This window comes from Tannerella serpentiformis (assembly GCF_003033925.1).
In the GTDB taxonomy this organism is placed as follows: domain Bacteria; phylum Bacteroidota; class Bacteroidia; order Bacteroidales; family Tannerellaceae; genus Tannerella; species Tannerella serpentiformis.
This window is the reverse complement of sequence record NZ_CP028365.1, coordinates 2113922-2140179: the sequence shown is the minus strand read 5'-3', so window position 1 is coordinate 2140179 and position 26258 is coordinate 2113922. Positions and strand designations below refer to the sequence as shown.

Here is a 26258-nt window from a genome sequence, read left to right as displayed (position 1 = left end):
ATCTGCGACCGCCCCTATCACCGCGTCTTTTTTCGCATAATGACCCCCAAACAAGTGAAACCCTTCTCCATTCTCTCCCTGATCTGCGCACTGCTGCTCGCGGCGTGCGACCAGCTGCCGGACTTCAGCCGGCAGCCTCACATGGCTTACCATTTTGACGCGCCTGCCACCGAGTGGCCGGAATGCCTGCCGCTCGGTAACGGACGCATTGGCCTGACACCTGACGGCGGCATTGACCGCGAAACCATCATCCTAAACGAGTCCTCCATGTGGTCTGGCAGCCGGCAAGAGGCCGACAACCCAGACGCCGCGCACGCCTTCGGTCGCGCCCGCGAACTGATCTTAGAGGGTCGCGCTGCTGAAGCTGAGGCGCTGATGAACGAGGCATTCGTCTGCCGCGGCGTCGGCACCAACCGCGGGGATGCGGCAGACAAGCCCTTCGGAAGCTATCAGTTGCTCGGCCGCCTAACCCTCGGCTACGTCTACGACGGCAACGAACGCACCTCCGCCACAGGCTACCGCCGCGAGCTCAGCCTGGACGACGCCGTGGCGACAGTCACCTTCCGCCGCGGCAAGGCCACCTACACCCGCGAGGCCTTCACCTCCTTCGCCTCCGACGTGGCGGTCGTCCGACTCACAGCCGACCGCGAGCGCACGCTCGGGCTGCGCATTGGCCTCGACCGCCCGGAACGCTACGCCATCTCGACCGACGGTCACGAGTTAGAGATGCATGGCCGACTCTACGTCGGAGACGGGCAGCTGGCACCGCCCACACGCACGCCGAATGACACGGGCGTGGTGGTGGAAGACTCCGTCACCCATGCCGCGCGCTTGGAGGGGGGCGGGGTGCGCTACGCTGCTCGGGTGCGCGTCGTCCTCCCCCGCGGGGGGCAGCTGCGTGCGGCGAACGATTCGACCCTGTCCGTCGAGGGCGCGCCAGAGATCATCCTGTTGGTAGCTATGGCCACCGATTTCTTCGGACAGTCGCCCGACGCCGCCGTGCGTAAGCAACTCGAGGCCGCCGCGTCCCGACCGTACGAGACGCTCCGCCGCGAACACGTCGCTGCTTACCGCGAGCGCTATGAGCGCGTCCACCTCCGCCTCGGTCGGCCCGGCCTGCGCGACTCCTGGCCCATCAACCGCCGCCTCGACGCCTTCTCTCGCGGACGGCGCGACCCGTCGCTCGTGGCCCTTTACTACCAGTTCGGACGCTACCTCCTGATCTCTTCCACCCGCCCCGGCGCCCTGCCGCCCGCCTCGCAGGGACTCTGGTGTGCCACCACGCATACGCCGGACAACGGCGCTTACCGCCTCGACGGCCCGCTCCAGATGAGTTACTGGGCGGCCGAAACGGGCAACCTGCCCGAGGCGATCGCCCCCTTGGTGGAGTGGACGCGCCGCCTCTCAGCGAATGGCAGAAACACGGCCGCGGCCTACTACGGCGCACGCGGGTGGACGGCCCACACCTGGGCGAACGTTTGGGATTTCACTGCGCCAGACCGGCAGCCCGTCTGGAGCGCCTCACCGACCGCCGCAGCCCGACTCTGCGCCTCGCTCTACGAGCATTTCCGCTTCACGCGTGACACCGCCTACCTCCGGAGCGTCTACCCGCTGCTGCGCGACGCCGCGCTCTGCCTCTCCGACCGCCTCAGCGAGGATCCGCGCAGCCGCCGCCTCGTGATAGCACCCAGCCTCTCGCCCGAGAACGTTTACCTTTCGCCCAATGGTCGGCGCGACACGTTCGGCGTCGGATCGACGGTGGATCAGTCCCTTGTCCGCGAGCTCTTTATGAACACCCTCCACGCTGCCTCCATCCTCCGCACAGACATCGAGCTGAGCGGCCTGCTCTCGGCTTACATAGCTCGCCTCGCGCCCATACCCCTGACCCGCGATGGGCGCATTGCCGAGTGGCCCGAGCCGCTCCGTGAGGCCGAATCGCGCACCGTCTTCGTGCCGCAGCTCTACGGCCTCTTCCCGTCCACCGAAATCTCGCTCAGTCGCACGCCCGAGTTGGCCGAAGCCGCCCGCCGCACCCTCGAGGCGCGGGACGAGGGGGCGACAGGTTTGCCACTGGCCGCGCGCATCAGCCTCTGGGCCCACTTAGGCGACGGCGACCACGCCTATCGCCTCCTCCGCGACCTCCTGCGACCCGTTGCGGCGGACGATACGCAGTCCGGGGGCACCTACCCGAACCTCTTCTTCGCCGCGCCCACCTTCCTCCTGGCTGGAAACTTAGGCGCCACGGCCGGCATTGCGGAGATGCTTGTCCAAAGCGACGACGACGGTATCCGTTTTCTCCCCGCGCGCCCCGCAGCTTGGTCTGACGGCGAATTTCGCGGACTGCGTGTCCGGGGCGGGGGCGAAGTGTGGGCCCGGTGGCGCGGTCGGGAGGTACACGCCGGCCTACGCGCCGTGCGAGCAGGCGTGTTCCGCATCAAACTGCCCGCCACGGCCGCCGATCTGAGCGTTCGTCTGGGCGGACACTCCGTATCGTGCCCCGTTATCGCTGGTGCCATCGTCTTTCCCCTCTCACCCGGAGACGAGTTAGAGGTCTCTTGGCGAGAAAAGTAAACATCGAAAAACGGACACCGAAAAAAGAAGCCAGATACGCGCAAACCGCCGCGTATCTGGCTTCTTCCTTTATCCCCTATCTATAAAAAACGCCCCTACCTAAAAACACCCTTACCACCCATCTATCAAATACGTGTACCCGTGTAGGGCGCAAAAGCATACGCCCCACAAACATCCCGTAAGGGATGAATGTATAGACCCGTAATCTGAAAACGTCCATCCGTTTCCGTTGGAAACGATAGGGGGGCGTATGCAATACGCCCCTACGTAGGCGCATCTATACCACCTATCTATCAAATACGCGTACCCGTATAGGGGCGTATTGCATACGCCCCACAAATATCCCGCAAGGGATGAATGGATAGACCCGGAATCCGAAAATGTTCATCCGTTTCTGCAGGAGACAATAGAGGGGCGTATGAAAAACGCATACACGTAGGCGCATCTACACCACCTATCTATCCAATACGTGTACCCGTGTAGGGGCGTATTGCATACGCCCCACAAACATCCCGCAAGGGATGAATGGATAGATCAGGAATCTAAAAATATCCATCCGTTTCCGTTGGAAACTATCGAGGGGCGTATGCAATACGCCCCTACGCAGACATATCTATACCACCCATCTATCCAATACGCGTACCCGTGTAGGGGCGTATTGCATACGCCCCACAATCATTCCGTAAGGGATGAATGGATAGACCTGAAATCTGAAAACGGCCATCCGTTTCCGCTGGAAACGATTGTGGGGCGTATGCAATACGCCCCTACGCAGGCGCATCTATACCACCCATCTATCAAATACACGTACCCGTGTAGGTCGCAAAAGCATACGCCCCACAATCATCCCGCAAGGGATGAATGTATAGACCCGGAATCTGAAAATGTCCATCCGTTTCCTTCAGAAAAGATAGAGAAATCCATGTTATACGCCAACATCAAAAGACGAAAGATGTAGGAACCCCTTATTGTCCAAAACAATTGGCGATTTCTGGTGTAGACAAGAACCATTGTCTCAGACAATACTAAATACCTGATCAAGGCATTCATCAATGTCTCAGACAATAATAAACGCATGCAATCCTATTTATTATTGATCGAGTCGATGATGAATAATTGTGCGATATATCTACCATCGATCGAGACAATATTCAATCCTTGAAATAGGTATTTATTATTGTCTGAGACAGCGATAAATTTATGGCACAGGTGCGCGTCATTGTCTGGGGCAATGGGAGATTGGGCATACATGTGCGCCCACGTAGGGGCGTATTGCATATGCCTCTCTATCATTCCCAACAAAAACGGACAATCATTTGGGGATTCCTTATTTATCCATTCATCCCTTGCGGGATGGTTGTGGGGCGTATGCTTTTGCGACCTACACGGGTACACGTATTTGATAGATGGGTGGTAAGGGTGTTTTTAGGTAGGGGCGTATTGCATACGCCCATCGATCATATCCAACAAAAACGGACAATCATTAGAGGATTCATGGTCTATGCGTTCATCCCTTGTGGGATGTTTGTGGGGCGTATGCAATACGCCCCTACACGGGTACGCGTATTGGATAGATGGGTGGTATAGATGCGCCTGCGTAGGGGCGTATTGCATACGCCCCTCGATCAACCACGCAGAGGCCGTATAATCATTTGGGGATTTATGGTCTATCCGTTCATCCCTTGCGGGATGATTGTAGGCCGTATGCAATACGCCCCTACACGGGTACACGTATTGGATAGATGGATAGTATAGATGCGCCCACGTAGGGGCGTATTGCATACGCCCCTCGATCATATCTAACAAAAATGGACAATCATTTTGGGATTCATGGGCCATTTGTTCATCCCTTGCGGGATGTTTGTGAGGCGTATGCAATACGCCCCTACCACGGTACGCGCATTTGATAGATGGGTGGTAAGGGTGTTTTTAGGTAGGGGCGTATTGCATACGCTCCTCTATCATACCCAACAAAAACGGACAATCATTCGGAGATTCCTTATTTATCCAATCATCCCTCGCGGGATGGTTGTAGGGCGTATGCAATACGCCCCTACACGGGTACGCGTATTTGATAGATGGATGGTATAGATGTTTTCAGGTAGGGGCGTATTTGATAGATGAATGGCATAGGAATCTCCCGTTGTCTGAGACAATAAGGGATTAAATACGTATTTATCAGCTACATATAGAGGCGATGGGGCGCGGTGGGGGTTACTGTAGCCGAGGGGTGCAATCGATGATGCGGATGGGGTGGAGGCGGTAGTGGATGGTGTCGCGGGTGACGTCCATGCGAAGGAGCCACGCGGCGGCGTTGAGGGGGCGCACGGGGTCGAAGATGAAGTTGCCGAGGCCGTAGAAGACGGGCCGACCTTGGACCCACTCCGACGGCTGCGCGGTGTGCGTATGGTGACCCACGAGGCAGTCGGCTCCGGCGGCGACGAGGCGGCGGGCGGCTATGCGCTGGCGACGGGTGGGCAGGGTGTCGTGCTCCAGACCCCAGTGGAGCATGGCCACGATGACGGCCTGCGGCTCGCGACGACGGAGGCGGGCGATGCGCACGGCGAGGGTGTCGATGGTGCATTCGCAGACGCTGGGTCGGTCGGGCAGGTAGGCCCAGTTCTCTGACGGGACACGCAGCGAGGTGAAGATCCAGACGCGGCGAGGCGACTCGGCCAGGAGCAGGGGGCGGCAGGCGGCGTCGGCGGTGGAGTCCATGCCGAAGGGCGTCATGCCGTGGCGGACAACCTGCTGGCGGGTGTCCCGGAGGCCCTCGCGCCCCTGATCCATGGTGTGGTTGTTGGCTAAGTTGAGGTGGGTGACGCCGTGGCGACGGAGGCCGGCAAGCCATTCGGGTTCGGCGCGGAAGATAAAGCGCTTATGGACAGGCCGTCGGATGCCCGTGGCGGGGCATTCGAGGTTGGCCACCACGCGTCCGCAACGGCGGAAGAGGGAGTCGATTTCCGGGGCAAAGAGGGCGTCCACGCCGTGGCGTTCGATGGACTGCCGGACGCCCCGGTCGAGCATGACGTCGCCGACGAAGGCCACCCGGAGCGTGTCCGGAGGCGTCGCGGCCGGGCTGTGACCCAAAGAAATGGCCCCCGCCACGAGAAGCGGGAGCCATGCAGAAAGGTGTCTCATAGGGCAGACGGTGAGCGGACGCAGTGTGCGCGGTCGATGAAGCGGGGAGGCTCAGCAGCCGCCGCTGTAAAACACCTTCTCGTTGTCCACCGGGATGGCCCCGGGGAGGATCAGCTCACGCATCCAGTCCGGCACACCGTGGCGGGGCTTTTTCTCGAGCGTCTTCTGCCATTCCTCGTCGGTCATGCGCGGATCGCTTACGGCGCGGCTGAATTCATGATAAGAGAAGACGGCGCCGCGGGTGAGGTAGAGGTATCCCTCGATCTCGACGACGACGTAGAGGTGGTCGACGTACCCCGTGGCCTCGTAGAGGACGCATTTCTCTGGGTTGTTCCCCCCGTTGGCGGTGAAGACGTCGGCCACGACTGCCACGGACTTGTCGGCGCCATGGACGTCGTCCCATCCGCTTAGCGGCTCGTCCCCCTCGCGAAGGAACTCGAGCGTAATCCATTCCACGTTGCTACCCACGGTCTCGATCTGGTTGTATTCCTCTTCGGTGAGCGCCTGTCCGCTAAGTTCTTTTTCGCTGACCCGCAGCAGGAACTCGGTTTGCTCACGGAGCGACTGGCTGACGGCTTCAATGCGCTCCGAGGTCAGCCCGTGCTTGCGGAGCACGGATGCCGTGAGGTCAATCAGCTCAATGGCGCGGCGCCAATAGCGCGTGTTGGGCTCCACGTAGCCCACGGTGTAGGGGTCGGGCAGTCCCCCGGCGCCACATTCGGCCACCACCGGCTGTTCGCCGTAGAGGATCACGTCGTGCCTGAGCTCGGCCCAGGAGGCAAGAGAGGTGTTGAGGTTCTTTTTGGCCCATAACGGCGTCTGCATGAAATAGGGGTGGCGGGTGTCCGCCCGCGACATCTCCAACAGCGCCTCCATCCATCGGTTGTAGACCGTCCGGCTGCGATCCAGGCCGGCCATGCGCTCCTTAGCTCGAGCAAGGCGGGCGGTGAACTGGTCCCACCGGGTGGCTTCTTTTAATTCGTCGAGCAGGATGCGCTCGGCCGTCTCGTTGCCAAAAGCCGCGAAGACGTCTAACCCGCGCGGGCAGCCGCGGCGAGTCGTCGGGCTATCGTTGTCCACCATGCCCAGCATCACCTCGCTATCTGCCAAATACCGTTGCGGCATGAGGTTGATCTTATCCCGGCATGAAAGCTCAAATCGCTCGTCCGGCCGGATCCTATTTTGCGCCTCGGCGATCACCTTCACCTCCCGGCGGAACTTTTCCAACGTCGCATCGTCGGTCATGAGTGCCTTCAGGACGTATCGGCCGCGGCGAAGCAGATCGGCTACTTGTCGGACGGCCACATTGTCCGGCTCACCGACAAGGAAGGCTATCGGCTCCATCAAGTCGTCGTAGCGCTTCATGTCCTCGGGATGGTCGCTGAGGACCGCAGCCTGCATGACGACAGCGCGGAATTGCCGGTCGTTGTCCAGGCACGCGGGGGCGGTTTGGAACCACATCATGGCGCGGAAGTAGCGCTCCAGCGACTTATTGCGCGTGTAGTGTCCCCGGGGTCGGTAAAGGCTGTAGGGATACTTCACTTCGGTGTACCCGAAGAACTCCGAGAGCTCGTCTCTGGCGGCTGCCACGTGCTTCATTTCCAGCTCGGCCATCGCGCGGTAAGCCGCAGGGACGGGCTGGAGGGGCCGTCCGGTGAGGAGGGCACATCCCACGGCGTAGTAGGTCTGATTGTACTCCGCAGCCGCGCGTGTGGCGGCGTCGGGGGCGGTCTCGGCCTGACGTTTCATGTGGTTGTACATGCTCCCCGCGAAGGTGCTGAGCATGGGGATGAGCTTCTCCTGCTCCAGTTGCCGAAGGACAAAATCGAAGTACATGTGAAAGAGCTGGAGGTGGAGATCGGTGGTGACGAAGCTGGGGAAGTTGTGGTAGTCATTGTTCTCGTAGACGTGAAAGAGCTGGATGTCGTTCTGGGGCACGATCACGAATCCGTTGCGGGCCAATGCCTCCTGCATACCCGCGGGAAGGGCCTCGAATTGGTAAGGGTTGGCGAGGTTGCGCAGGTTCACGCGGTAGCCTTTGGGGACGGTGAAGTTCTGCTTCAGCAGCTCGCGCTCGCGGGCTTGCACTCGGTCGACAAAGGCCTGCTCGTCGGGCTTCAGGATGGCCCGGAAAGGCTCGCCGTCTCCGTGCGAAGCAGCCTCTTCGGCGCGGTTGTAGTACCAGTCCGTCTGGCTGAAGAGCGCGTTCAGGTCTTGCTGCATGATCCAGTAGCCCTGCTGCGCAGCGGGGATCTGCCGGTAGATGCGGAGCAGGTAAAGCGGTAAGCGGGAGAGGTCCATCTTCGGGTCGATCGGGCGACTGAGGATGGCCGTGTCGACTCGGTTGTCGCGTAGGATCGGCGCGTTCGAGCCGTCCTGCGCTTGGGCGGAGGCGAAGCTAAGCCCCGCGATCGCCATGATAGCTAAGTGTAGAATGCTTCTTCTCATGATGCTGTATGTATTAAAAAAGTGAGTGCTGTAACGTCGGATTGCTTTCGCGGTTCGAAAGTAGCCGTTTTCGGCCAGCTCCGCGGCACGCACACCGGCGGATGGAGTCGGCGGGAGGACCATAATCAGCGTCTTCGTACGGGGTGAATCTGCCATTCGTTGAGCATCGTCAGAAGCACAAAAAAATCACTCCCCGGCACGGAACGGATATCCATGTCGGGGAGCGTAGGGCACGCCGTCGCAGCTCAGCGATACGGCGCATTCGGGAGATGGCTCGTCTATCACCGCCTCCGAGAGACGACGATCGGCAGCGTCCGCGGGTCGTCGGCGGGGAACGTTTTGGCGCCGATCATGTGCGGGCGATAGTGGGCCTCGTACTGCTCGCTGCCGACGGTGAACTGGTACTTGAACTGCGGATCGTGGGCGTTCTTGAAGGTGACGTCGCAGGCCAACTTGCTGCCGCTCGAGAGCGTGCGACCTATCTCTTCGCGGTGGATCTCGCGGCCGTCGCTTTCGACGATGAAGCGCTCCACGAAGAGGTCACGGTTGCTGTCATTGCGGAGGGTCATGCGGGCGCAGGCGCTGACCAGGTTGTCGCTCTCGTAGATCCAGGTGCCGGAGAGCCAGACGCTGATGCGTTCGGTGAAGTGCTGCACGCTGACTTGGCACTCGGCCGTCTGTCCGCCGCCTACCGTCCGGGCCCGAACGATGGCCTTACCGCAGCCGCGCGCTGTGATGACGCCCTGACTGCTGACGGTGGCCACGGCCGTGTCTGACGAGGTGTAGACCACCCGTCGATCGTCGGCGTTGGCGGGGGTAAAGACGAGGGCCGTGGGTTGCTCTTCGCCGATGAGCAGGCTAAGCGTGGGCTCACTGAAAGCGATGCTCTGCGTGGCGCGTGCAGCAACGGTTAGGTCGTACGTGGCCGAGAGCGACATGCCTTCCAGCCGGGCCGTGATGACAGTGCGGCCGGGGCCGACGCAGCGCACGAGTCCGTCCGACGTAACGACGGCCACGAGCGAATCCCCGGAGGTCCAGACCGCGCCACGGATGTCGGCATCGGGCGGTGTGGGGGTGAGGCGAAGGCGAAGTGAGTCGCCGCGATAGAGTGTCGTGTCGGGGGCTGTGATCTGGAGCGCGGTGATGCGAGGCTCCGGGTCGTCCTCACGGCAGGCGGTCAGCGCCAGGGCCAAGAGGGAAAGGAGGAGGAGGTTCTTCTTCATGCGATACATTTATATAGGGTGAATCTATTTGCGCGGCAAAGATAGAGGGCAAAGTCCCCGCCGAGCGTCGGGCCGCCCCGTGGAAGTTTCTGCCAGAGGCTCAACAGCCGTGTGCAACACCGTGGAAGTTTCTGCCAGAGCATCAACAGCCGTGTGCAATGCCGTGGAAGTTTCTGCCAGAGCATCAACAGCCGTGTGCAACACCGTGGAAGTTTCTGCCAGGGGACTAACAGTCGTGTGCAATACCGTGGAAGTTTCTGCCAGAGGCCAAACAGCCGGTGGGGATACCGTGGAAGTTTCTGCCAGAGGCCCAACAGCCGGTGAGGATACCGTGGAAGTTTCTGCCAGAGGCCCAACAGCCGGTGAGGATACCGTGGAAGTTTCTGCCAGAGGCCACCCGCTACCTGCGCTATCCCCAATCGATCTCTATTTTTGTCCGCGCGAATAGCAGCTATCTCAACAAAATAACCCCCACACCCAGTATGCAACGATCCATCCTAAGAATCATCGCGCCGACCCTCCTCCTCTGGGCGGGCATCGCCGGCGGAACACAGGCGCAAAGCCTGGAGCAGGCTAAGCAGTTGTACAACGAAGGCCGATATGCGGAGGCCAAACCGCTCTTCGAACAGCTCGTCACCCAATCGCCCGCCAATGCCTCCTACAACCTCTGGTACGGCGTCTGCTGCTACGAGACCGGCGCCCTCGACACGGCCGAGCGATACCTCACGGCCGCCTACCGACGCAAGTCGCCCGACTCCTACCGCTACTTGGCCGACCTCTACACGCGCACCTACCGCTTCGACGAGGCCTCCACGATGCTCCGCAGCCAAATGGCGCAGCTGAAAAAGAAACGCGGCGCCGACACAACGCCCATCGAAAATCAGCTTCAGGCGCTGGAGAAGATGCAGCGAATGCAGGAGAAGACGGAGCTGGTGCGCGTGATCGACAGCATGGTGGTTGACAAGGATCGCCTGCTCTCCACCTACTTCCTGAGCGACGACAACGGCCGCCTCGTGCCCTACGCCACGCTCTTCCCCAACGCCGCCAACGCCCTCGGCGCCTCGCCCGTCTACGTCAGCCCGCGTGGCGACCGCGCCACCTACGCCCGCATCCAGGACGGCCACAGCGCCCTCTTCACCCAGTCGAAACTGCAAAACGAATGGGCCGACGAGCAGCCGCTCTTCCCCAACGACTCGGCCGATAACAACTATCCCTTCGTGGCTGGCGACGGCGTCACGCTCTACTTCGCCTCCCGCGGACACGGCTCCATCGGCGGCTATGACCTCTTCGTCACCCGCTACAACATCGCCACCAACGCCTACCTCGCTCCCGAGCAGCTCGGCATGCCCTTCAACTCGCCCGCGAACGATTACCTCATGGTCATCGACGAGGCCAAAGGCGTAGGCTGGTTCGCCACCGACCGCAATCAACCCGCGGGGCGCGTCTGCCTCTACCTCTTCGTCCCCAACGAGGCCCGCCCACGCGTCAGCGAAGACATCGACCCCGACCGCCTCCGCACCCTCTCCGCCCTCACCTCCCTCCGCGCCACTTGGCCTGAAGGTTCGGACTACGAGCCTCTCATCTCTGCCGCCCGCACCAACGCAGACGCCTCCAGCAAAAAGCAAGCGCAGGGGGTGGAGTTTATCGTCAACGACAACACCGTCTACTATTCCGAGCGCGACTTCCGCAGTGCCGACGCCGCCGAAGCCTTCGAGAAAGCCGCCACGCTGCGCAAGCAGGCCGAGGTCATCGAGGAGCGTCTGCGTGACGCCTATGCCACTTACGAGAAAAGCAGCAAGGCCGACCGTGCACAGCTCCGCGCCGCCATCCGCACCGATGAGCGCACACTCGACGACCTCCGCACCCAAATCAAGACCTGGGAAAAGCGTGCTCGCAATGCCGAGAACCGCACAATCATCAAATGAAGACTCTCTTATGGATACGAAAACGAACCCCATCCCGCCGTCGGAACTGATCATCAACAGCGACGGCAGCATCTTCCACCTGCACCTGAAACCGGAACAACTGGCCGACCGCATCGTGCTGGTGGGCGATCCCGACCGTGTGACCATGATCGGGAAGTACCTCAGCGACATCGAGTGCGACGTCTGCAACCGTGAGTTCCACAGCATTACCGGCCGCTACGCCGGCAAACGCCTCACCATCCTCTCGCACGGCATCGGCGGCGACAACATCGACATCGTCGTCAACGAACTCGACGCCCTGGCCAACATCGACTTCTCCACCCGTCTGCCGCGTGAGACTCCCCGCGTGCTGACCTTGGTGCGCATTGGCACCTGCGGCGGTCTGCAACCCTGGTCTCCGATCGGTACCTACGTGGCCGCCGAGCGTGCCGTAGGATTTGATGGCGTACCCTACTTCTATGCCGACACCGAGCGCGTCCGCGACCTCCCGCTCGAGGCAGCCCTCCGCTCGCAACTCAGCTGGCGCATCGACGGCCTCCGCCCCTACGCCATCCCCGCCGACCCGAAGCTGACCGACCGCATCACCCAAGACGACATCGTGCGCGGCATCACCATCGCCACCTGCAGCTTCTACGGTGCGCAAGGTCGTTCGCTCCGCCTCCCGCTGGCCGATCCGGATCTGAACGCCAAGGTAGAGGCCTTCGAGTTCGATGGCCGACAGATCGGCAACTTCGAGATGGAGAGCGCCTCGCTCGCCGCACTGGCCGCCCTGTTGGGCCACCGTGCACTAACTGTCTGCTGTGTCATCGCCGGACGCGTAGCCAAGAACATGAACGTGGACTACAAGGCCAGCATCGTCGGCCTGATCGAGAAAGTGCTGGAGCGGATCTAAGCGTGCGCTTTATTGGATAATAGATAAGACGCAACAGGTGTTGGGGGCATTCCTCCTCAACACCTGTTTGCTGTTTCTATGTCTGGGGCATTCAAGTCGCCTGCTCTCATCCTCACGCACATATCACTCCTAAACATTCCCTCCCTACTACTTTTTACTGCATATACAATCACATGAGAATCGTTGTTACCGGCCTTAGAGGATTTCCCGGCATACAAGGCGGCGTAGAAACCCATTGCGAAGAATTATGCCCCCGCATGGCGGCCTTAGGGGGCGACATCACCGTAACGCGTCGCAAACCTTTCATCAAGGAGTCTCCCCCCTACACCTCCTATCAAGGCGTCAAGTTCAAAGACCTCAATGCCCCCCGAAGGAGCGGCTTTGAGGCTGCCGTGCATACCCTCCGCAGCGTCTGGTATGCCTATCGCACCCAAGCCGACTTGGTCCATATTCAGGCCATCGGCCCCTGCATTGCCGTCCCGCTGGCCAAGCTGCTCGGACTGAAGGTCGTGGCCACTCACCACGGCCCGGACTACGACCGGAGGAAATGGGGACGACTGGCTCGGTTCATCCTGCGTGCTGGCGAATGCTTTGCGGCCCGATGGGCGGATGAGGTGATCGTCATCTCCACCGTGATCCAAGACATCCTCGAAAAGAAATACGGCCGCACCAACGTCCATCTGATCTATAACGGAGTCACGCGACCGCCACGTATCACGTCAACCGACCAAATCCGCGCGTGGGGTTTGACGCCCAAGCGATACATCCTGGCCGTGGGGCGTTTCGTGGAGGAAAAGAACTTCGACAAGCTCGTGACGGCCTTCTCCCGGGCGAGCCTGCCGACGGATTTCCGGTTAGTGATAGCCGGCGACGCCGACCATGAGAGCCCCTATTCCAAGTCGCTCAAGGCGCAAGCTGCGAAGCACGGCGTCATCCTGACCGGGATGATCAAGGGGCAACCCTTGCAGGAGTTATATGCACATGCGGGGCTGTTCATCCTCCCCTCGTCGCACGAAGGGCTACCCATCACACTGCTGGAAGCCATGAGCCACCAGATCCCCGTCTTAGTCAGCGACATTCCAGCCAACCGTGCCGTGGGTCTACCCGCTGACTGCTATTTTCATTACGACGAAGCGGGCTGCGTCGCCGCCCTAACCCAAGCCCTCGGAGAGAAAGTGAATCGCGGCGTCGCCCACACCTACGACCTGACGCGCTACGATTGGGATCACATCGCCCAACAGACCTACGCCGTCTACCTCCAAACCGTTCAACGAGAGAAAACCACGGAGCAAACGTGCGTTTGACGTAGGTCATCCTATCGCTTACGATTGCTTGAGGAAATCGACCGAAAAAGTTTGCGGCGGCCGATTCCCTTCAGCCGTCGTACACTAAACTCGCGTAATTTGCAAAGTAGATTCACTCCAGATGGCGTGCAATCCGACCTCATACAAAATTGATTTGGGCCAGATTGCATGCAATCCAACACGATATAAAATTGATTCGAATCAGATTGCACGAAATCCGATGTAATATAAAATTAATTCAGATTAGATTGCATGCAATTCAATGCCATACAAAATTAATTCGTATTATATTGCGCGTAATCCGATGTAATACAAAATTGACTCAGATTAGATTGCACGCGATTCGGAGAGAATCAAATCTGCATCCATACGTATGGAATACCATTCAGGCGAATACAAAATGGAGTGACATAAAAGTCTATGCCATACGGGATCAAGCGGATAAGTTTGTGGATGGATGACGTGCGATCCGGGGCGTATCAGATTCGGTTGATTTCGAAGGTTGCCGTATATGGGGGCAAAACGGTGGGGCTGGATGCCTCGCTCTGGATCATCCTCGAAATAAGAGGTCGTTGGGGACTTGTTTCGGAGGATATTCTGCGGATTCTTCCCAGTCGGTTGTTAGGAACGACCTCCTCGACCCGACGGAGGCCGGCCGCGGCCGTCAGTAGATCCCCCGACGGTTCAACTCCTGACGGTAGCGGAGGGCGTTCTGGTTGTGCTCGGCCAGGGTGGAGGCGAAGTTGTGACGGCCCGAGAAATCCTCGCGGGCACACATATAGATATAGTCGTGCTGGGCATGGTGGAGGACGGCGTCGATGGCCGTGATCGACGGCACGCGCAGGGGGCCGGGGGGCAGGCCGGGGTAGAGGTAGGTGTTGTAGGGCGAATCGACCTCCTTGTGGCGATCGAGGATGCGCTGGAGGGCGAAGTCGCCGACGGCGTACTTCACCGTGGGGTCGGCCTGGAGGAGCATGCCGCGGTAGAGGCGGTTGAGGTAGAGGCCGGCGATGGTCGGATACTCGTCCGGGACGGCCGATTCCTCTTCGACGATCGAAGCCAGGATGGAGACTTCCACGGGCGTGAGGCGGATCTGCTCGGCGCGGTTGCGGCGTGCCTCGGTCCAGAAGGCGTCGTATTCGCGCTTCATGCGGCGCAGCAGCTTGTCGGCCGGGATGTTCCAATAGACCTCGTAGGTGTTGGGGATGAACATCGCCTTGATGGTCTCTGGCGTGAAGCCCAGGTTGGCGCAGTAGGTGCTATCGTCCAGAAGCGACTCGATGGCGGGGGCGTCGACCATGAGCTGATCGGCAAGCCGCTCGGAGAGGTCGTGCTTGAGGCGGACGTTCTGGAAGGTGATGCGGACGGGCGACTGGTTGCCGCGGCGCAGATCAAGCAGCAGGTCGAGGTTGTTCATGCCCGGGCGGACAGCGTAGCGGCCCGTGGGCATGCGGCGATCGGCGTAGCGCAGCGCACGTGCGGCGAGTCGGAACGTCTCCTCCTGGCGGCATCCGGCCGAGTCGGTGAGCTGTCGGCAGAGGTCGTCGAAGGTGTCGTCGGGGCGGATGTAGACGTAGGCCGTGCCACGCGCTGGGGCGAAGTTGGGGGCCAGGAGCAGGTAGGCGCCGCCTCCACCGCCGATGACGAGGAGGAGCAGCAGGAGGGTGATGACAACTTTCTTAATCATCCGTACGCAGAGACTTCAGAAGTTTGATTTCGGCCGCATAGCCGTCCAGCTCGTTGGGCGTCTCGAGGTTGAAGGGCAGGCTGCGCAGGGCCGGATGGTTGATGACACGCGTAAGGGCCCCAAGGCCGATGTTCCCCTCGCCGATCTTGGCGTGGCGATCCTTGTGGCTGCCGAGCGTGTTGAGGCTATCGTTGAGGTGGATGGCGCGGAGCCGGTCGAGTCCGATCACACGATCGAAGTCGGCGAGGACCTCGTCGAGGTGATGGACAATGTCGTAGCCGCCGTCGAAGATGTGGCACGTGTCGAGGCAGACGCCAAGATGATCGCTTAGCTCCACCCGGTCGATGATGGCGCGTAGCTCCTCGAAGGTGCGTCCCACTTCGCTGCCCTTTCCGGCCATCGTCTCAAGCAGCACTGTGGTGCGTTGTTCGGGGCGAAGAATCCGGTTGAGCATCTCGACGATGAGGTCCGTACCCACCTCGACGCCCTGCTTGACGTGGCTGCCGGGGTGGAAGTTGTAGTAATTGCCGGGCACATACTCCATGCGCCGCAGATCGTCGGCCATCGTTTCGGTGGCGAAACGACGGATATTCGGATCAGCAGCGCAAGCGTTGAGCGTGTAGGGCGCATGGGCGACAATCTGGGCGATGTCGTGTTCAGCTGCGAATTGCAGGAAGGCCGCGACGTCGTCCTCATCGATGGCTTTGGCACTGCCACCGCGTGGGTTACGGGTGAAGAACTGGAAGGTGTTGGCGCCGACGGATACGGCGGCTTTGCCCATGGCAAGGAAGCCTTTGGAGGCAGAGAGGTGACAACCGATTCGAAACATGATTACAAGTCGTGATGTGGAGTTATGCGACTGAGCCGCGGGTTGTATAGAGGGTTGTAGAGGGCTTGCGGGCGCTCAGTCGTTAAACGGAATACGCCCGCAAGACTGTTACCGAATCAGCCTCAGGATCTCGCACGGTTCGGAGGTGCCGAAGGTCTTGATGATTTCGAAGCTGTCCGGGTATTTGGTAGATATAAACCAGGCGTAGCGGTGAATATTGTTGATGTACTGCCCCGTGTTGCGTGTGGGGTCGATACGCAGCTGAGCCAGCAGCAGGTAGGTGACATGTTGCTCCTTGAGCAGGCGCAGCATCATGTCTGGGTCGTAGATACGAACGTCCGCAGTTTGGCACTGGGCGATGGCTTGATCCAAGTCGAGCGTGTAGGGCACACCCATCTGCTCCATCTCGTGGAGAGCCTCCGCTAAGTTTGCGCGTGGGAAGGTGTAGACGCAAGCTGCCGGTGACGGCTTATCGCCGATCATAAACTTGCTTAGGGGCGTGATGATATAGCGGAGCACCTCGCCCGACATAACACCCTTCGATCCGTCGGCCACGACAACCACGAGCGAAGTGTCGCCCTTGAGATAGTTCAACGTATCGGCGGGGACGGTCAGCGAGGCGGGCAACCCAACAAAGTCGCGTCCGGTGTAGACCTTCGACATAGACGGCTTACGGCTGACGATGACGGCGTCTTTCTCTGTGTTCGTCGCGACCCATTGGCTGGCCTTGATGAAGTTTTGCCAGTCGGGCGTGAAGCCGTAGAGCGGATCGCCCAGCAGAAGATTCTGCTGAAGGACGGGCAGCGTGCGACCCACCCGATTGCGGGTGATGTTCAACGTACCGCCCAGCAGGATGAGTAGCACCACGGGGTAGACGATGAAGAAACGCCGCAAGCGCGCCGAGCTGAAGGCGTAATAGAGCGCACCGAGCAGGAAGAGAAGGATGAGTGGATAATAGATCGTAATCAATCGATCCTGCGCCCAAATGATTTGCAGGACAACGAAGCTAGCGAAGTTGAGCACCCCAGCATAGAGTCCCGCGAAAAGCAGCGGGGCGTCACGACGCACCAAGATAACCACCAGTGCAGCGAAGTAGAGCCCGTAGATGATGAGCGTCCGTGTGGCGCTCATGTCGAACCGGTTGCTGGGTGTCTCAGGCATCACGCCCATCATTTGGCAGAGGAAGGCGGAGAGGTAGACCCGAGAGTTGTCCCAGAAGCGAGAGAGGAGTCCGGCGGTATCCTCCATACCCGCGTTGGGGTTGTAGTAATCCTTCGCCATGAGGTTGGTGAAGCTGTGTCCTGCCGCAACGTTCGGCCAGAGGATAGCCTTGACCAAGTAGAAGGCAGCGAGTATCAGCAGCGCCGCACCGACGGTATAGAGCAAATCCTTCCACCGGCCCTTGATCGCAAAATAGAGGATAACGACGCCGATGACACAGAAGCCAATCTCGCGCGTCAGTCCCATCGCCAGTGTCAGGGCACCGAGATTGAGATACTTCTTCCAGTCCTTTCTGAGCGTGTAGCTCGGTGTGCCACCCTCCACCCAGAAATAGCGGGAGAAGAAGTAGAAGTAGATCGACTGAAGGAGCATGAAGAGCGGTTCGCTGTAGGTGTAGCCGGCATAAAAGAAGATGTAGGAGCAGATGGCAGCCAGCAGCATGGATGGGATCAGCACGGCCGACGGGATCCGTCTCTCGAAGGCCTTGTAAAGGAACCCAAAGGCGCCAACGGTGAAGAGGACGGAGAGGAACTTAAGCAGGACGAGCCGATAACCGAACAGTCCGACAAAGGGTGAGAGGACGATGGGGTAAAGCGAGCCGTGATGGCCAGGGAAGGCAAAGTGGTGCCAGAAGGCGTCGGCGGCAAGGATATAGTCGCAATCGTCGCCGCTGAGGCTGACTTTGGCGTCAAACATAACGATGCTCATCAGCGTGGCCAGAGCCATCGTGAGCATGAAAAAAGCCCGCCGATGTCGATCGAAAAAGGCGTCGAACCGTTGGGTGAAAGAGGTAGTGTGAGAGGCTTTCATTGTTTGCTGATTATTTCGTTAGAACTACAAGCAGACGGGTGGCGAAGAGGCTGGGCAGATGGTTCAAAACCTTTTCGCAGCTTTTGATAAAGGGATAGAGACGATCTGGGTAGAGCTGTCGACCGCTGTATCCGCCGGACATGACATATGCCAATGCGGCATAGCGCCGAACTTTCGTAATGGAAAAGTCACCGATCAAGTCGCGATACTTTCGGCTGTGTCGGAAGATGCGGCAGGCGTTGCCTTGGGCGGCATAATAGCCGAGGCGATCGTCCGATATGGGGCCACCGTCGGGGTTGATCTTGTCGAACCATGCTACAGGCTCCTTGTGAAAAGCACCGTAAACGATCCATCCCAATGCGCTGATACAGGGTTCGAAGAGGATAACACGTCCGTGGGGTTTGAGCACACGACGAAACTCGTTAAGTGCCGCCTTGGGGTATTCCAAATGGTGAAACACATCGAAGAGAATCAGGTTAGAGACGCTCTCGTCCGCAAAGCTCATCCGGTAGGCGTTCTCCACTTGGTCGATCCACGGATTGGGGAACACATCCGTGCAGATGCACTCCGGGATATGCTGCTTGAGGTTGCCAATCCCCGAGCCTAACTCTACGATCAGCCCCTCTTGCGAACGATCCACCTGCGCACCAATCAGTGCGTAAAAATCATTGTAGATGGTTTGTAGTATCGGCTTATTCTGCCAATAGGTCAGGTTCTCGTTAATCTCTTTGTTATGGCGATTGAAGTCTTCCATACTTCTCATTCAAATGAACTTAATCTTCCGTGCGGCGAAGGCGCACATCTTTATCAGCAGCCAACCGTGTCGGAAACGACTGATCTGCGTGGAGCCATACTCGCGGTCCTTATATCGGATGATGATCTCCGTCATCTTCAGGTTCAGCTTGGCAGCGCCAAAGAGCAGGTCAAAATCACCGAAGGGATCGAAGTCGCCGAAATAGGCGCGACCTAACTTGAGTGTGTCGTAGTCTGACTTGTAGAGCACCTTCGTGCCGCAGAGCGTGTCCTTCAGCCCCTGTCCCAGCAGGTAGGAGAAGAGTACTCCGAAACTCTTGTTGGCAATCAGGTTCAGGAGCCGCATCGCCTGCTTTTCCATCGGGTAAACGAGCCTGCAACCATTGATAAACTCACCCTTACCTTGGCGGAGCGCCTCGTAAAACTTCGGCATATCCTCGGGCGGTGTCGTCAGGTCGGCGTCGAGGATGAAGAGCATCTCGCCCGTAGCTACCTCGAAGCCCTCACGCACAGCGTTGCCCTTGCCGCGCCCCGACTGGATGAGCACCTTGATCTGCTTATCTGGATAGGCGTCGCGCACACGGATCATCTCCTCGTACGTTCCATCCTGTGAGTGTCCTTCGACGAAGACAAACTCCTGCGAGGCACCGAAAGCGGGCAGTCGGCAGACAGCATTCTCGATATTCCCTCGCTCATTGCGTGCCGGGACGATGATGGACACCGTCCGCTCGGGTGCCTCCCGTCGAGGCTCAGGTCGGGCTACGATCAGGTTCACCAAATCCAAGCGGTGAAAGGGCGGCAGGTTCGCCAAGAAACGGTTGCAGAAGGGGGTCAGCAGCGGGATGTTGATGGGCAGCAGGATCTTGTTTTCACGCTTCACCCGCTCGAAGCCTGTCAGACGGAGCAGATTGTCGATATCCTGCACCGAGAGCCAGTTCTGGTTCGGTTGCTGGAGCTTTAGGCCGAGCCGCTCGGCCAGCTTGAGGATAGGCTCCCAGAGGAAGTTATAGTTGGAAATAACGATGCGCGTACGCTCGTGGCATACTTGCGGCAGATGCTCAAAGGCGCGCTGCACATCCCAGAGCGACATCGTCAGGTCGGACATTATGATATAGTCAAACGTCTCGCTGAGACGTAGCTCCTCGATGTCGTCCACCTCGAAGCGCAGCTCCGGGAAGGTTCGTCGGGCTATTTCGATCATCCGTTCTGAGAAGTCGATACCCACGCCATAGGCTGGCCGCATGGCCGCTAAGAGTTCGCCCGTCCCGCATCCGATCTCTAACACACGGCTGCCGGGCGGGATGATAAACGAGAAGTAGCGCTCCAGCGAACGGTGGTAATAACGGCGCATATGTTTGTGGCGCTGCCGTTCGGGCGCCGTCCGGTTGTAATAATCTATGATGGATTGCTTGTTCATTCGGGGGGAAGACGCATCGGCCGCCTCGTGTGAGGACAGTCCGCGCCTTTTTCTGATTGCGCGCGCAAAAGTAGAAGAAAGCCTTATCCGAAGCAGGTGCGAAGGCTCGTGTGGCTTTACAAGTAGTCCTAAGTATCGCATGTCAAGCGGTGCGCAAACGTGTGAGTACCCTCGAAGTATGCGCCATTCACACGCACCCGATAGACGCTCCACCCTTGCAGCGCCCATCTCTGTCACCCCGTAACGATTGCCTCTCGACATGGAAGCCATCAGCCAAGGAATAGACACGAAAAAGCCCCGCCGGCATGAAACTACCGACGAGGCTTATCACTGTTGCGGAGGTAAGATTCGAACTTACGACCTTTGGGTTATGAGCCCAACGAGCTACCCCTGCTCCACTCCGCGATCTCGTTGTTAACGGCCGCAAAGGTAAAAACGATCCGATAAATGCAAAATCGCCCGACTCTTTTCGAAGCGTACCGGGAAGCACCCCCCATCTATCGCCACATGGCTATCTGCGGCGGCAAGAAGGGCTGCTTTACATTTGCCCCCTCACAAATCTACAATTACGGATATGACAAAAAAGATGCTGCTTATCATTTGCATGACTGCCTTGGCGTTTAGTTCCGACGCGCAGTCATGTTGGCGTTGGCTGGGGATCAAACCGGCCTATAAACTGAAAAATGAGCTGTCGATCAGCTGGGGATTAGTCGAGAACCCGTTCGAGATGTATCACGACGATACACCCGGTTGGCCGGAGGGACGGTTCGAGGGGAACACACCGTGGGAGCGCTACGACCGCAGCCGATACAGCTACGGTGACCGTATCTATACGCAGGCGCTGTCGGTGGGCTATACCCAGGAGCTGAGCCGTTGGCTGGCACTGGGCGTACAGACGTCCTACTCGGGCATCTACCAGAGCCAACGCCTCGACGGCATGTCGGTGGATCACCTTTACACGCATCGCCTGGCCATCTATCCCGCCGTACGCTTCACGTACCTCAACCGGTCGATGGTCCGCCTCTATTCAGGCCTTGGGCTGGGCGTGGGCATGAAATGGGAACGGGAGTTTTTCAACCCAGACGTGCGGTATAGCGTCTTTCCCACTGGGCAGGTGACCTTCTTCGGTGTCTCCGTGGGGCGTGCGCTGTTTGCCAACTGGGAGCTGGGCTATGGCGTAAAGGGCTACCTGACGCTGGGCATGGGCTACCGCTGGTAACGATACAGAAAACGAGCGGGTGAGGCTGAGATGGATCCATCTGAGTCCTCACCCGTTCTTATGTGTAGCCGGCAATTTGGGCCGCCTCACTACGCCTGGATCAGGCCGCACTGGAGGTGGCAGCCCTCGTATTCCAATTGCAGGGTAATGTGGCTGATGCCGAACTCCGTACGCAGCATTTCCTCGATGCGTCGGCCGATGGCTTGCGCGTCCGAGAGCGGCAGATTTTCGCAGAGGTTGATGTGCGCCTCGAGGTGGATATGCTCGTCGTCCATCTTCCAGATGTGCAGATGGTGCATGTCCTTAACCTCGGCTATGTCCTCCGTGTGACGCTGCACGGCGTGCAGATCGACGCCCTCGGGCGCGGCCTGCATGAGGATGTCGACCGTCTGGCGGACGATGCCCCACGTGTGCCAGATGATATACACGCCCACGGCCACCGTGATCAGCGGATCGAGCCAATACAGCTTCCAAATCCAGATGGCGATGCCGCCCAGGATGACAGCCACGGACGAGAGCGTGTCACCAAGCAAATGCAGGTAAGCCGCGCGGATGTTCAGGTTGTGCTCCCGGTCACGATGCAGCATGACGACCGCGATCAGATTGGCCAGTAGCCCAAAGGTGGCCACGATGAGCATCACCGCGCCGCGGATTGGCTCGGGGTTCCGGAAGCGCTCATAGGCCTCGACAAAGAGGAAGACGCAGATCACGATCAGCGCCACGGCGTTGAAGAGTGCGGCCAAGATCTCGGAGCGTTTGTAGCCGAATGTCTTGCGCAGGTCGGGGCACTTCTCGGCGTGTCGGCCGGCCAGGAAGGCGATGAAGATGGCCGACGAGTCGCCCAGATTGTGGACCGCATCGGAGAGTAGCGAGAGGCTGTTCGAGACGAGTCCGCCGACGATCTGCACGAGCGTGATCGAGAAGTTCAGCGCCGTTGCCCAGAGCAGTTTGCGCCCCTTCATGTCGGCCCCGTGGTGGTGATGGTGCGCATGACCGTGGCCGTGCGCGTGATCACAGTCGTGATCGTGTTCGTGGTGAGGATGTGTATGCATAATGTGGATCTGTTTTTAATGTGGATTCGCGTGGACAAAGATAAGCAGCCCGCGCGGCGCACCTCGTTTGCCTTCCATCACTCGCCGCGGCCCCAAAAAGCACCTCGTTTGGCCCGTCGACAGTCCTGCAAGCTCTGAAAAGAGGCTCATTAGGCCCTTCACCTCCCATCAGGGCGCCCAATGGAAATATTTATTAGAAGCTCCCACGATGAAAGCCTACCACTTGCACCGAAAGTAAAATGCTTTTAATATAAGAGACTATAAACTTCGATGCATGTAAATTGCTCTCAATATAAAAGCTGATTTATTTCACTGCAAGTTTGGGTCTTTCTATATAAAAGCTTATCGCCTATATTCTATATAGTGTGCTTTTATAGTGAAAGTAAACAACTTGCACCGAAAGTATCATGCTTTCATCATAAAAGAACTATACCATCGATGAAGGATATATCCTATCAGCATAAAAGCATTGAATATACGATGCAGGCTTTAGTCTATCAGTATAAAAGCATTGAATATACGATGCAAGTTATAGCCTATCCATATAAAAGCCTCAAATAAATATCTCCATTCAGCCCCCTAAAGAGTTGGGGAGGGCCAAACGAGGCTCATTTCGGGGCTTGCAAGGGAGGCGACGGGCCAAACGCGGCACTTTTTGGAGCTTGCAGGACTGCCAACGAGCCAAACGAGGCGCATTTCGGAGCCTATCGGCGCGGCGAAGGGGTGAACGCGATCGGTTTGAGGGTATCGTTGTAATTTTGTCAGGCAAAACTGACAGAATATACACACCAGATATGAAAGAAGAATCCATACAACAAGTCAAGCAGCGCTTCGGGATCATCGGTAACGACGCGACGCTCAACCGTGCCATCGACGTGGCCATGCAGGTGGCTCCCACCGACCTCTCCGTGCTGATCACGGGTGAGAGCGGCGTGGGCAAGGAAAACTTTCCGCAGATCATCCACCAAAACAGCCACCGCAAACACGGTACATACATCGCCGTCAACTGTGGCGCCATCCCCGAGGGCACGATCGATTCGGAGCTGTTCGGGCACGAGAAGGGATCGTTCACCGGCGCCCTGGCCGACCGCAAGGGGTACTTCGAAGTGGCCGACGGCGGCACCATCTTCCTCGACGAAGTGGGCGAGCTGCCCATCCCGACCCAAGCACGCCTGCTGCGTGTGCTGGAGAGCGGCGAGTTCATCAAGGTCGGCTCGTCGAAGGTGCTCAAGACAAACGTCCGCATCGTGGCCGCCACGAACGTGAACCTGGTCGACGCCGTGGCCCACAACCGCTTTCGCGAGGATCTGTATTACCGCCTCAACACGGTGCCCATCGTCATCCCGCCACTACGCGACCGTGGCGACGACATCCTGCTCCTCTTCCGCAAGTTCGCCAGCGATGCGGCCGAGAAGTATCGCGTGCCACCCATCCGGCTGGAGGACGACGCCCGCCAGCTGCTCCTCACCTACCGCTGGCCCGGCAACGTGCGCGAACTGAAGAACGTCACCGAGCGCCTCTCCATCCTTGAGCCTGAACGCACCATCAACGCCGATCGGCTGCGCCCCTATCTGCCCAACATCGAGGCCACGCATCTGCCTGTGCCTGTCGGTCGGCCGCAGGAGGACGGCAAGCTCTTCTCGAGCGAGCGCGAGATCCTCTATCAGGTGCTCTTCGATATGAAGAAAGACGTCACCGAACTTAAGAAGCTGGTGCACGACATCATGAGCGGCAGCATGCCGACCGCGGCCGTGCCCGTGGAGCCGCAGCCCGTGCCGTACGTCGCCCCCAAGCCGCATCCGGTGCATGAGGCGGAGACGGTCGAGGAGGCCGAGGCGGTGGAGGAGCCGATGGCGCTCGGCGATCTGGAGCGACAGATGATCCGCCGCGCACTGGAGCGACATGGCGGCCGTCGGAAGGCTGCGGCGGCTGATCTGGGCATCTCGGAGCGGACGCTCTATCGTAAGATTAAGGAATATGGACTACTGGACTAAGCTTCGCCGTATATATAAGATACTGGCGGCCGTCGTGGGGGTGATCCTGCTGGGCGGCTGCTCCATCTCGTATCAGTTTAGTGGCACGTCGATTGACTATACGCAGGTGCGCTCCATCTCCATCAAGGACTTCCCCAACATGGCGCCCCTCGTCTACGGTCCGCTGGCACAACGCTTCACGGACGAGCTCAAGGACAAGTTCGTCCGACAGACCAAGCTGCAAATGCTGCGCGAGAACGGTACGCTAGATCTCGAGGGTGAGATCACGGGCTACGAGCTGACGCCGCAGGCCGTGCGTGACGATGGCAACAAGGCCTTGGCCGCCCTGACCCGCCTGACCGTCACCGTCCGCGTGCGCTACACGAACCGCGTGAATCCCGATAAGGATTTCGAGCAGACCTTCTCGTCGTACAAGGAGTTTGAGAACTCACGCACCATCGATCAGGTGCAGGAGCAGCTCTGTCGCGAGATCATCGACGACCTCGTCAATCAGATCTACAACGCCACCGTAGCCGACTGGTAACCCTCCCCCCCATGACCCGCGAAGAATTCTATCGCTACATCGACCGCCCCGCACGGCTCACGGCTGCCACACTGCCCGAGCTGGCACGGATCGTGGAGGCTTTCCCCTGCTTCCATGCAGCGCGGATGCTTTACCTCAAGAACCTCGCCCTCACGGGTGACCTCCGACTCAAGGGCGAGCTGGAGCGCTTGGCCGTCGGTGTGCCCGACCGCGCACGCCTCTTCCTGCTGCTCCAGGACGAGGCCCGTCTCAAGGACACGGCCGACGCCGCCCCCGCACGCCGTCCCACAACGGACGAGGCCCACGGCGCCTTCGACTCCTCCGCCTCGACCGACTATCTGCGTTGGCTCACCGTCGACACCGACACGGAGCCGCCCGCCGAACCTGTCGCCGAGCCTAAGATGCGCCACCAAGACCTCATCGACTCCTTCATTGCGCACGGCAGCGAACGCCTCGACAAGCGTCGCCTGCAACGCGCCGTCAGCGAGCCGACGTCGCCCGCTCCCGCCCCCAAGCCGACCGAGCAAGCGGCGGACAGCTCCTTCTTCACCGAGACGCTGGCGCACGTCTACATCCGCCAGAAGCGTTACGCCAAGGCGCTGGAGATCATCCGCAGCCTCAGCGAGAAGCACCCGGAGAAGAACATCTACTTCGAGGATCAGATCCGCTTCTTAGAGAAGCTGGTCGAGCACAGCAAACAGGGCTGAGACATGGACGACTGTTGCCTGCCCCGCTTTCTTACATTTATTTTGCCGCCCGAAAAAGAGACCCTCACCGATTATTCATTTCAAAACAATAGAATCGCATGTACGTATTTTTATCCATCTTGATTTTCCTGGCATCGATCTTCCTTATTCTGATCGTGCTGGTGCAAAACTCGAAAGGCGGAGGATTAGCCTCCGGATTCTCCTCGTCGAACCAGATCATGGGCGTCCGCAAGACGACCGACTTCCTCGAGAAGGCTACTTGGGGGCTGGCCGGCAGTGTAGTCGTGCTGAGCATCCTCATCGCTTCGTTTATCCCCAAAGGCGATGCCCAGCAGAAGAACGAACAGGAGTCCGAGATCCAGCAGCAGGTGAACGACGCTGTGCCCGTAGATCCGAACGCCACAGGCCCCGACTTTGGCTCGCAGCAGCAACCACAACAGTCGGCCGAACAGCAGCCCGCCGAGCAACAGCCTGCTCAACAGCAACAAGAGGCCCCGGCTAAGTAACTCGCCCGAGAGGCCACAGACCGGAAAACAACAGGA

18 protein-coding genes and 1 tRNA gene are annotated in these 26258 nt (G+C 59.2%); 9 read left to right on the top strand and 10 right to left on the bottom strand.

The features are described 5' to 3' along the window. Positions 1-39 precede the first annotated feature (39 nt). Complete coding sequence (locus tag C7123_RS08965) at positions 40-2571, top strand: glycoside hydrolase family 95 protein (RefSeq protein ID WP_083206797.1); 2532 nt, start codon at positions 40-42, stop codon at positions 2569-2571. A gap of 2214 nt (positions 2572-4785) precedes the next feature. On the opposite strand, the gene C7123_RS08955 is transcribed toward C7123_RS08965, so the two are convergent. The 3 genes from C7123_RS08955 to C7123_RS08945 all read right to left on the bottom strand — a co-directional run bounded on the left by C7123_RS08955 (position 4786) and on the right by C7123_RS08945 (position 9383). Beyond that, positions 4786-5712, bottom strand: coding sequence for a CapA family protein (locus tag C7123_RS08955; RefSeq protein ID WP_083206796.1), 927 nt, complete (start codon positions 5710-5712; stop codon positions 4786-4788). Between the two features lie 51 nt (positions 5713-5763). Beyond that, on the bottom strand, positions 5764-8160 hold the full coding sequence (locus tag C7123_RS08950; protein WP_159049887.1) for a DUF3160 domain-containing protein: 2397 nt from the start codon (positions 8158-8160) through the stop codon (positions 5764-5766). Between the two features lie 281 nt (positions 8161-8441). Beyond that, positions 8442-9383 (bottom strand): Ig-like domain-containing protein, encoded by a 942-nt coding sequence (locus tag C7123_RS08945; RefSeq protein ID WP_159049886.1) that lies wholly within the window; start codon positions 9381-9383, stop codon positions 8442-8444. Between the two features lie 482 nt (positions 9384-9865). Between C7123_RS08945 and C7123_RS08940 the strand changes: the two genes are divergently transcribed. The 3 genes from C7123_RS08940 (at position 9866) to C7123_RS08930 (ending at position 13504) form a co-directional block, all read left to right on the top strand. Beyond that, the gene (locus C7123_RS08940; protein WP_069174801.1) at positions 9866-11308 is read left to right on the top strand and encodes a tetratricopeptide repeat protein; all 1443 of its coding nucleotides are present in this window, start codon (positions 9866-9868) and stop codon (positions 11306-11308) included. 10 nt (positions 11309-11318) lie between these two features. Next, on the top strand, positions 11319-12200 hold the full coding sequence (locus tag C7123_RS08935; protein WP_069174800.1) for a nucleoside phosphorylase: 882 nt from the start codon (positions 11319-11321) through the stop codon (positions 12198-12200). Positions 12201-12373: 173 nt separating this feature from the next. Continuing rightward, positions 12374-13504: a glycosyltransferase family 4 protein gene (locus C7123_RS08930; protein WP_069174799.1), complete on the top strand. Its 1131-nt coding sequence runs from the start codon at positions 12374-12376 to the stop codon at positions 13502-13504. Positions 13505-14168: 664 nt separating this feature from the next. Here C7123_RS08930 and mltG read toward each other — a convergent pair. The 6 genes from mltG to C7123_RS08900 all read right to left on the bottom strand — a co-directional run bounded on the left by mltG (position 14169) and on the right by C7123_RS08900 (position 20626). Continuing rightward, a complete protein-coding gene (gene mltG / locus C7123_RS08925; RefSeq protein ID WP_069174798.1) occupies positions 14169-15191 on the bottom strand; it encodes an endolytic transglycosylase MltG in 1023 nt (340 codons plus the stop codon). After that, positions 15184-16020 carry a deoxyribonuclease IV gene (locus C7123_RS08920; protein WP_069174797.1) on the bottom strand — a complete coding sequence of 279 codons (837 nt, stop codon included), beginning with the start codon at positions 16018-16020 and terminating at the stop codon, positions 15184-15186. The genes mltG and C7123_RS08920 overlap by 8 nt, the downstream gene beginning before the upstream one ends. Positions 16021-16128: 108 nt before the next feature. Further along, positions 16129-18051: a glycosyltransferase family protein gene (locus C7123_RS08915; RefSeq protein ID WP_159049885.1), complete on the bottom strand. Its 1923-nt coding sequence runs from the start codon at positions 18049-18051 to the stop codon at positions 16129-16131. 10 nt (positions 18052-18061) lie between these two features. After that, a complete protein-coding gene (locus C7123_RS08910) occupies positions 18062-18814 on the bottom strand; it encodes a class I SAM-dependent methyltransferase (protein ID WP_216820851.1) in 753 nt (250 codons plus the stop codon). Next, the gene (locus tag C7123_RS08905) at positions 18815-20221 is read right to left on the bottom strand and encodes a glycosyltransferase (RefSeq protein ID WP_083206794.1); all 1407 of its coding nucleotides are present in this window, start codon (positions 20219-20221) and stop codon (positions 18815-18817) included. It lies immediately after the preceding gene. A gap of 333 nt (positions 20222-20554) precedes the next feature. Further along, positions 20555-20626: transfer RNA gene (locus C7123_RS08900), tRNA-Met, on the bottom strand. A 181-nt stretch (positions 20627-20807) separates the two neighbouring features. Between C7123_RS08900 and C7123_RS08895 the strand changes: the two genes are divergently transcribed. Continuing rightward, positions 20808-21440 carry a hypothetical protein gene (locus C7123_RS08895; RefSeq protein WP_159049884.1) on the top strand — a complete coding sequence of 211 codons (633 nt, stop codon included), beginning with the start codon at positions 20808-20810 and terminating at the stop codon, positions 21438-21440. Between the two features lie 89 nt (positions 21441-21529). On the opposite strand, the gene C7123_RS08890 is transcribed toward C7123_RS08895, so the two are convergent. After that, positions 21530-22492 (bottom strand): cation diffusion facilitator family transporter, encoded by a 963-nt coding sequence (locus C7123_RS08890; RefSeq protein ID WP_216820850.1) that lies wholly within the window; start codon positions 22490-22492, stop codon positions 21530-21532. A gap of 794 nt (positions 22493-23286) precedes the next feature. On the opposite strand from C7123_RS08890, the gene C7123_RS08880 reads away from it, so the two are divergent. From C7123_RS08880 to secG, 4 genes are all read left to right on the top strand, one after another. After that, entirely contained in the window at positions 23287-24486 is a 1200-nt protein-coding gene (locus C7123_RS08880) for a sigma-54 interaction domain-containing protein (protein WP_037986932.1), read from the top strand. Continuing rightward, complete coding sequence (gene lptE / locus C7123_RS08875; protein WP_069174791.1) at positions 24470-25009, top strand: LPS assembly lipoprotein LptE; 540 nt, start codon at positions 24470-24472, stop codon at positions 25007-25009. Before C7123_RS08880 ends, lptE begins: the two co-directional genes overlap by 17 nt. Positions 25010-25020: 11 nt before the next feature. Beyond that, on the top strand, positions 25021-25716 hold the full coding sequence (locus C7123_RS08870; protein ID WP_069174790.1) for a hypothetical protein: 696 nt from the start codon (positions 25021-25023) through the stop codon (positions 25714-25716). Positions 25717-25814: 98 nt separating this feature from the next. Beyond that, a complete protein-coding gene (secG, locus tag C7123_RS08865) occupies positions 25815-26222 on the top strand; it encodes a preprotein translocase subunit SecG (protein WP_037979548.1) in 408 nt (135 codons plus the stop codon). The last annotated feature ends 36 nt before the right edge of the window (positions 26223-26258 follow it).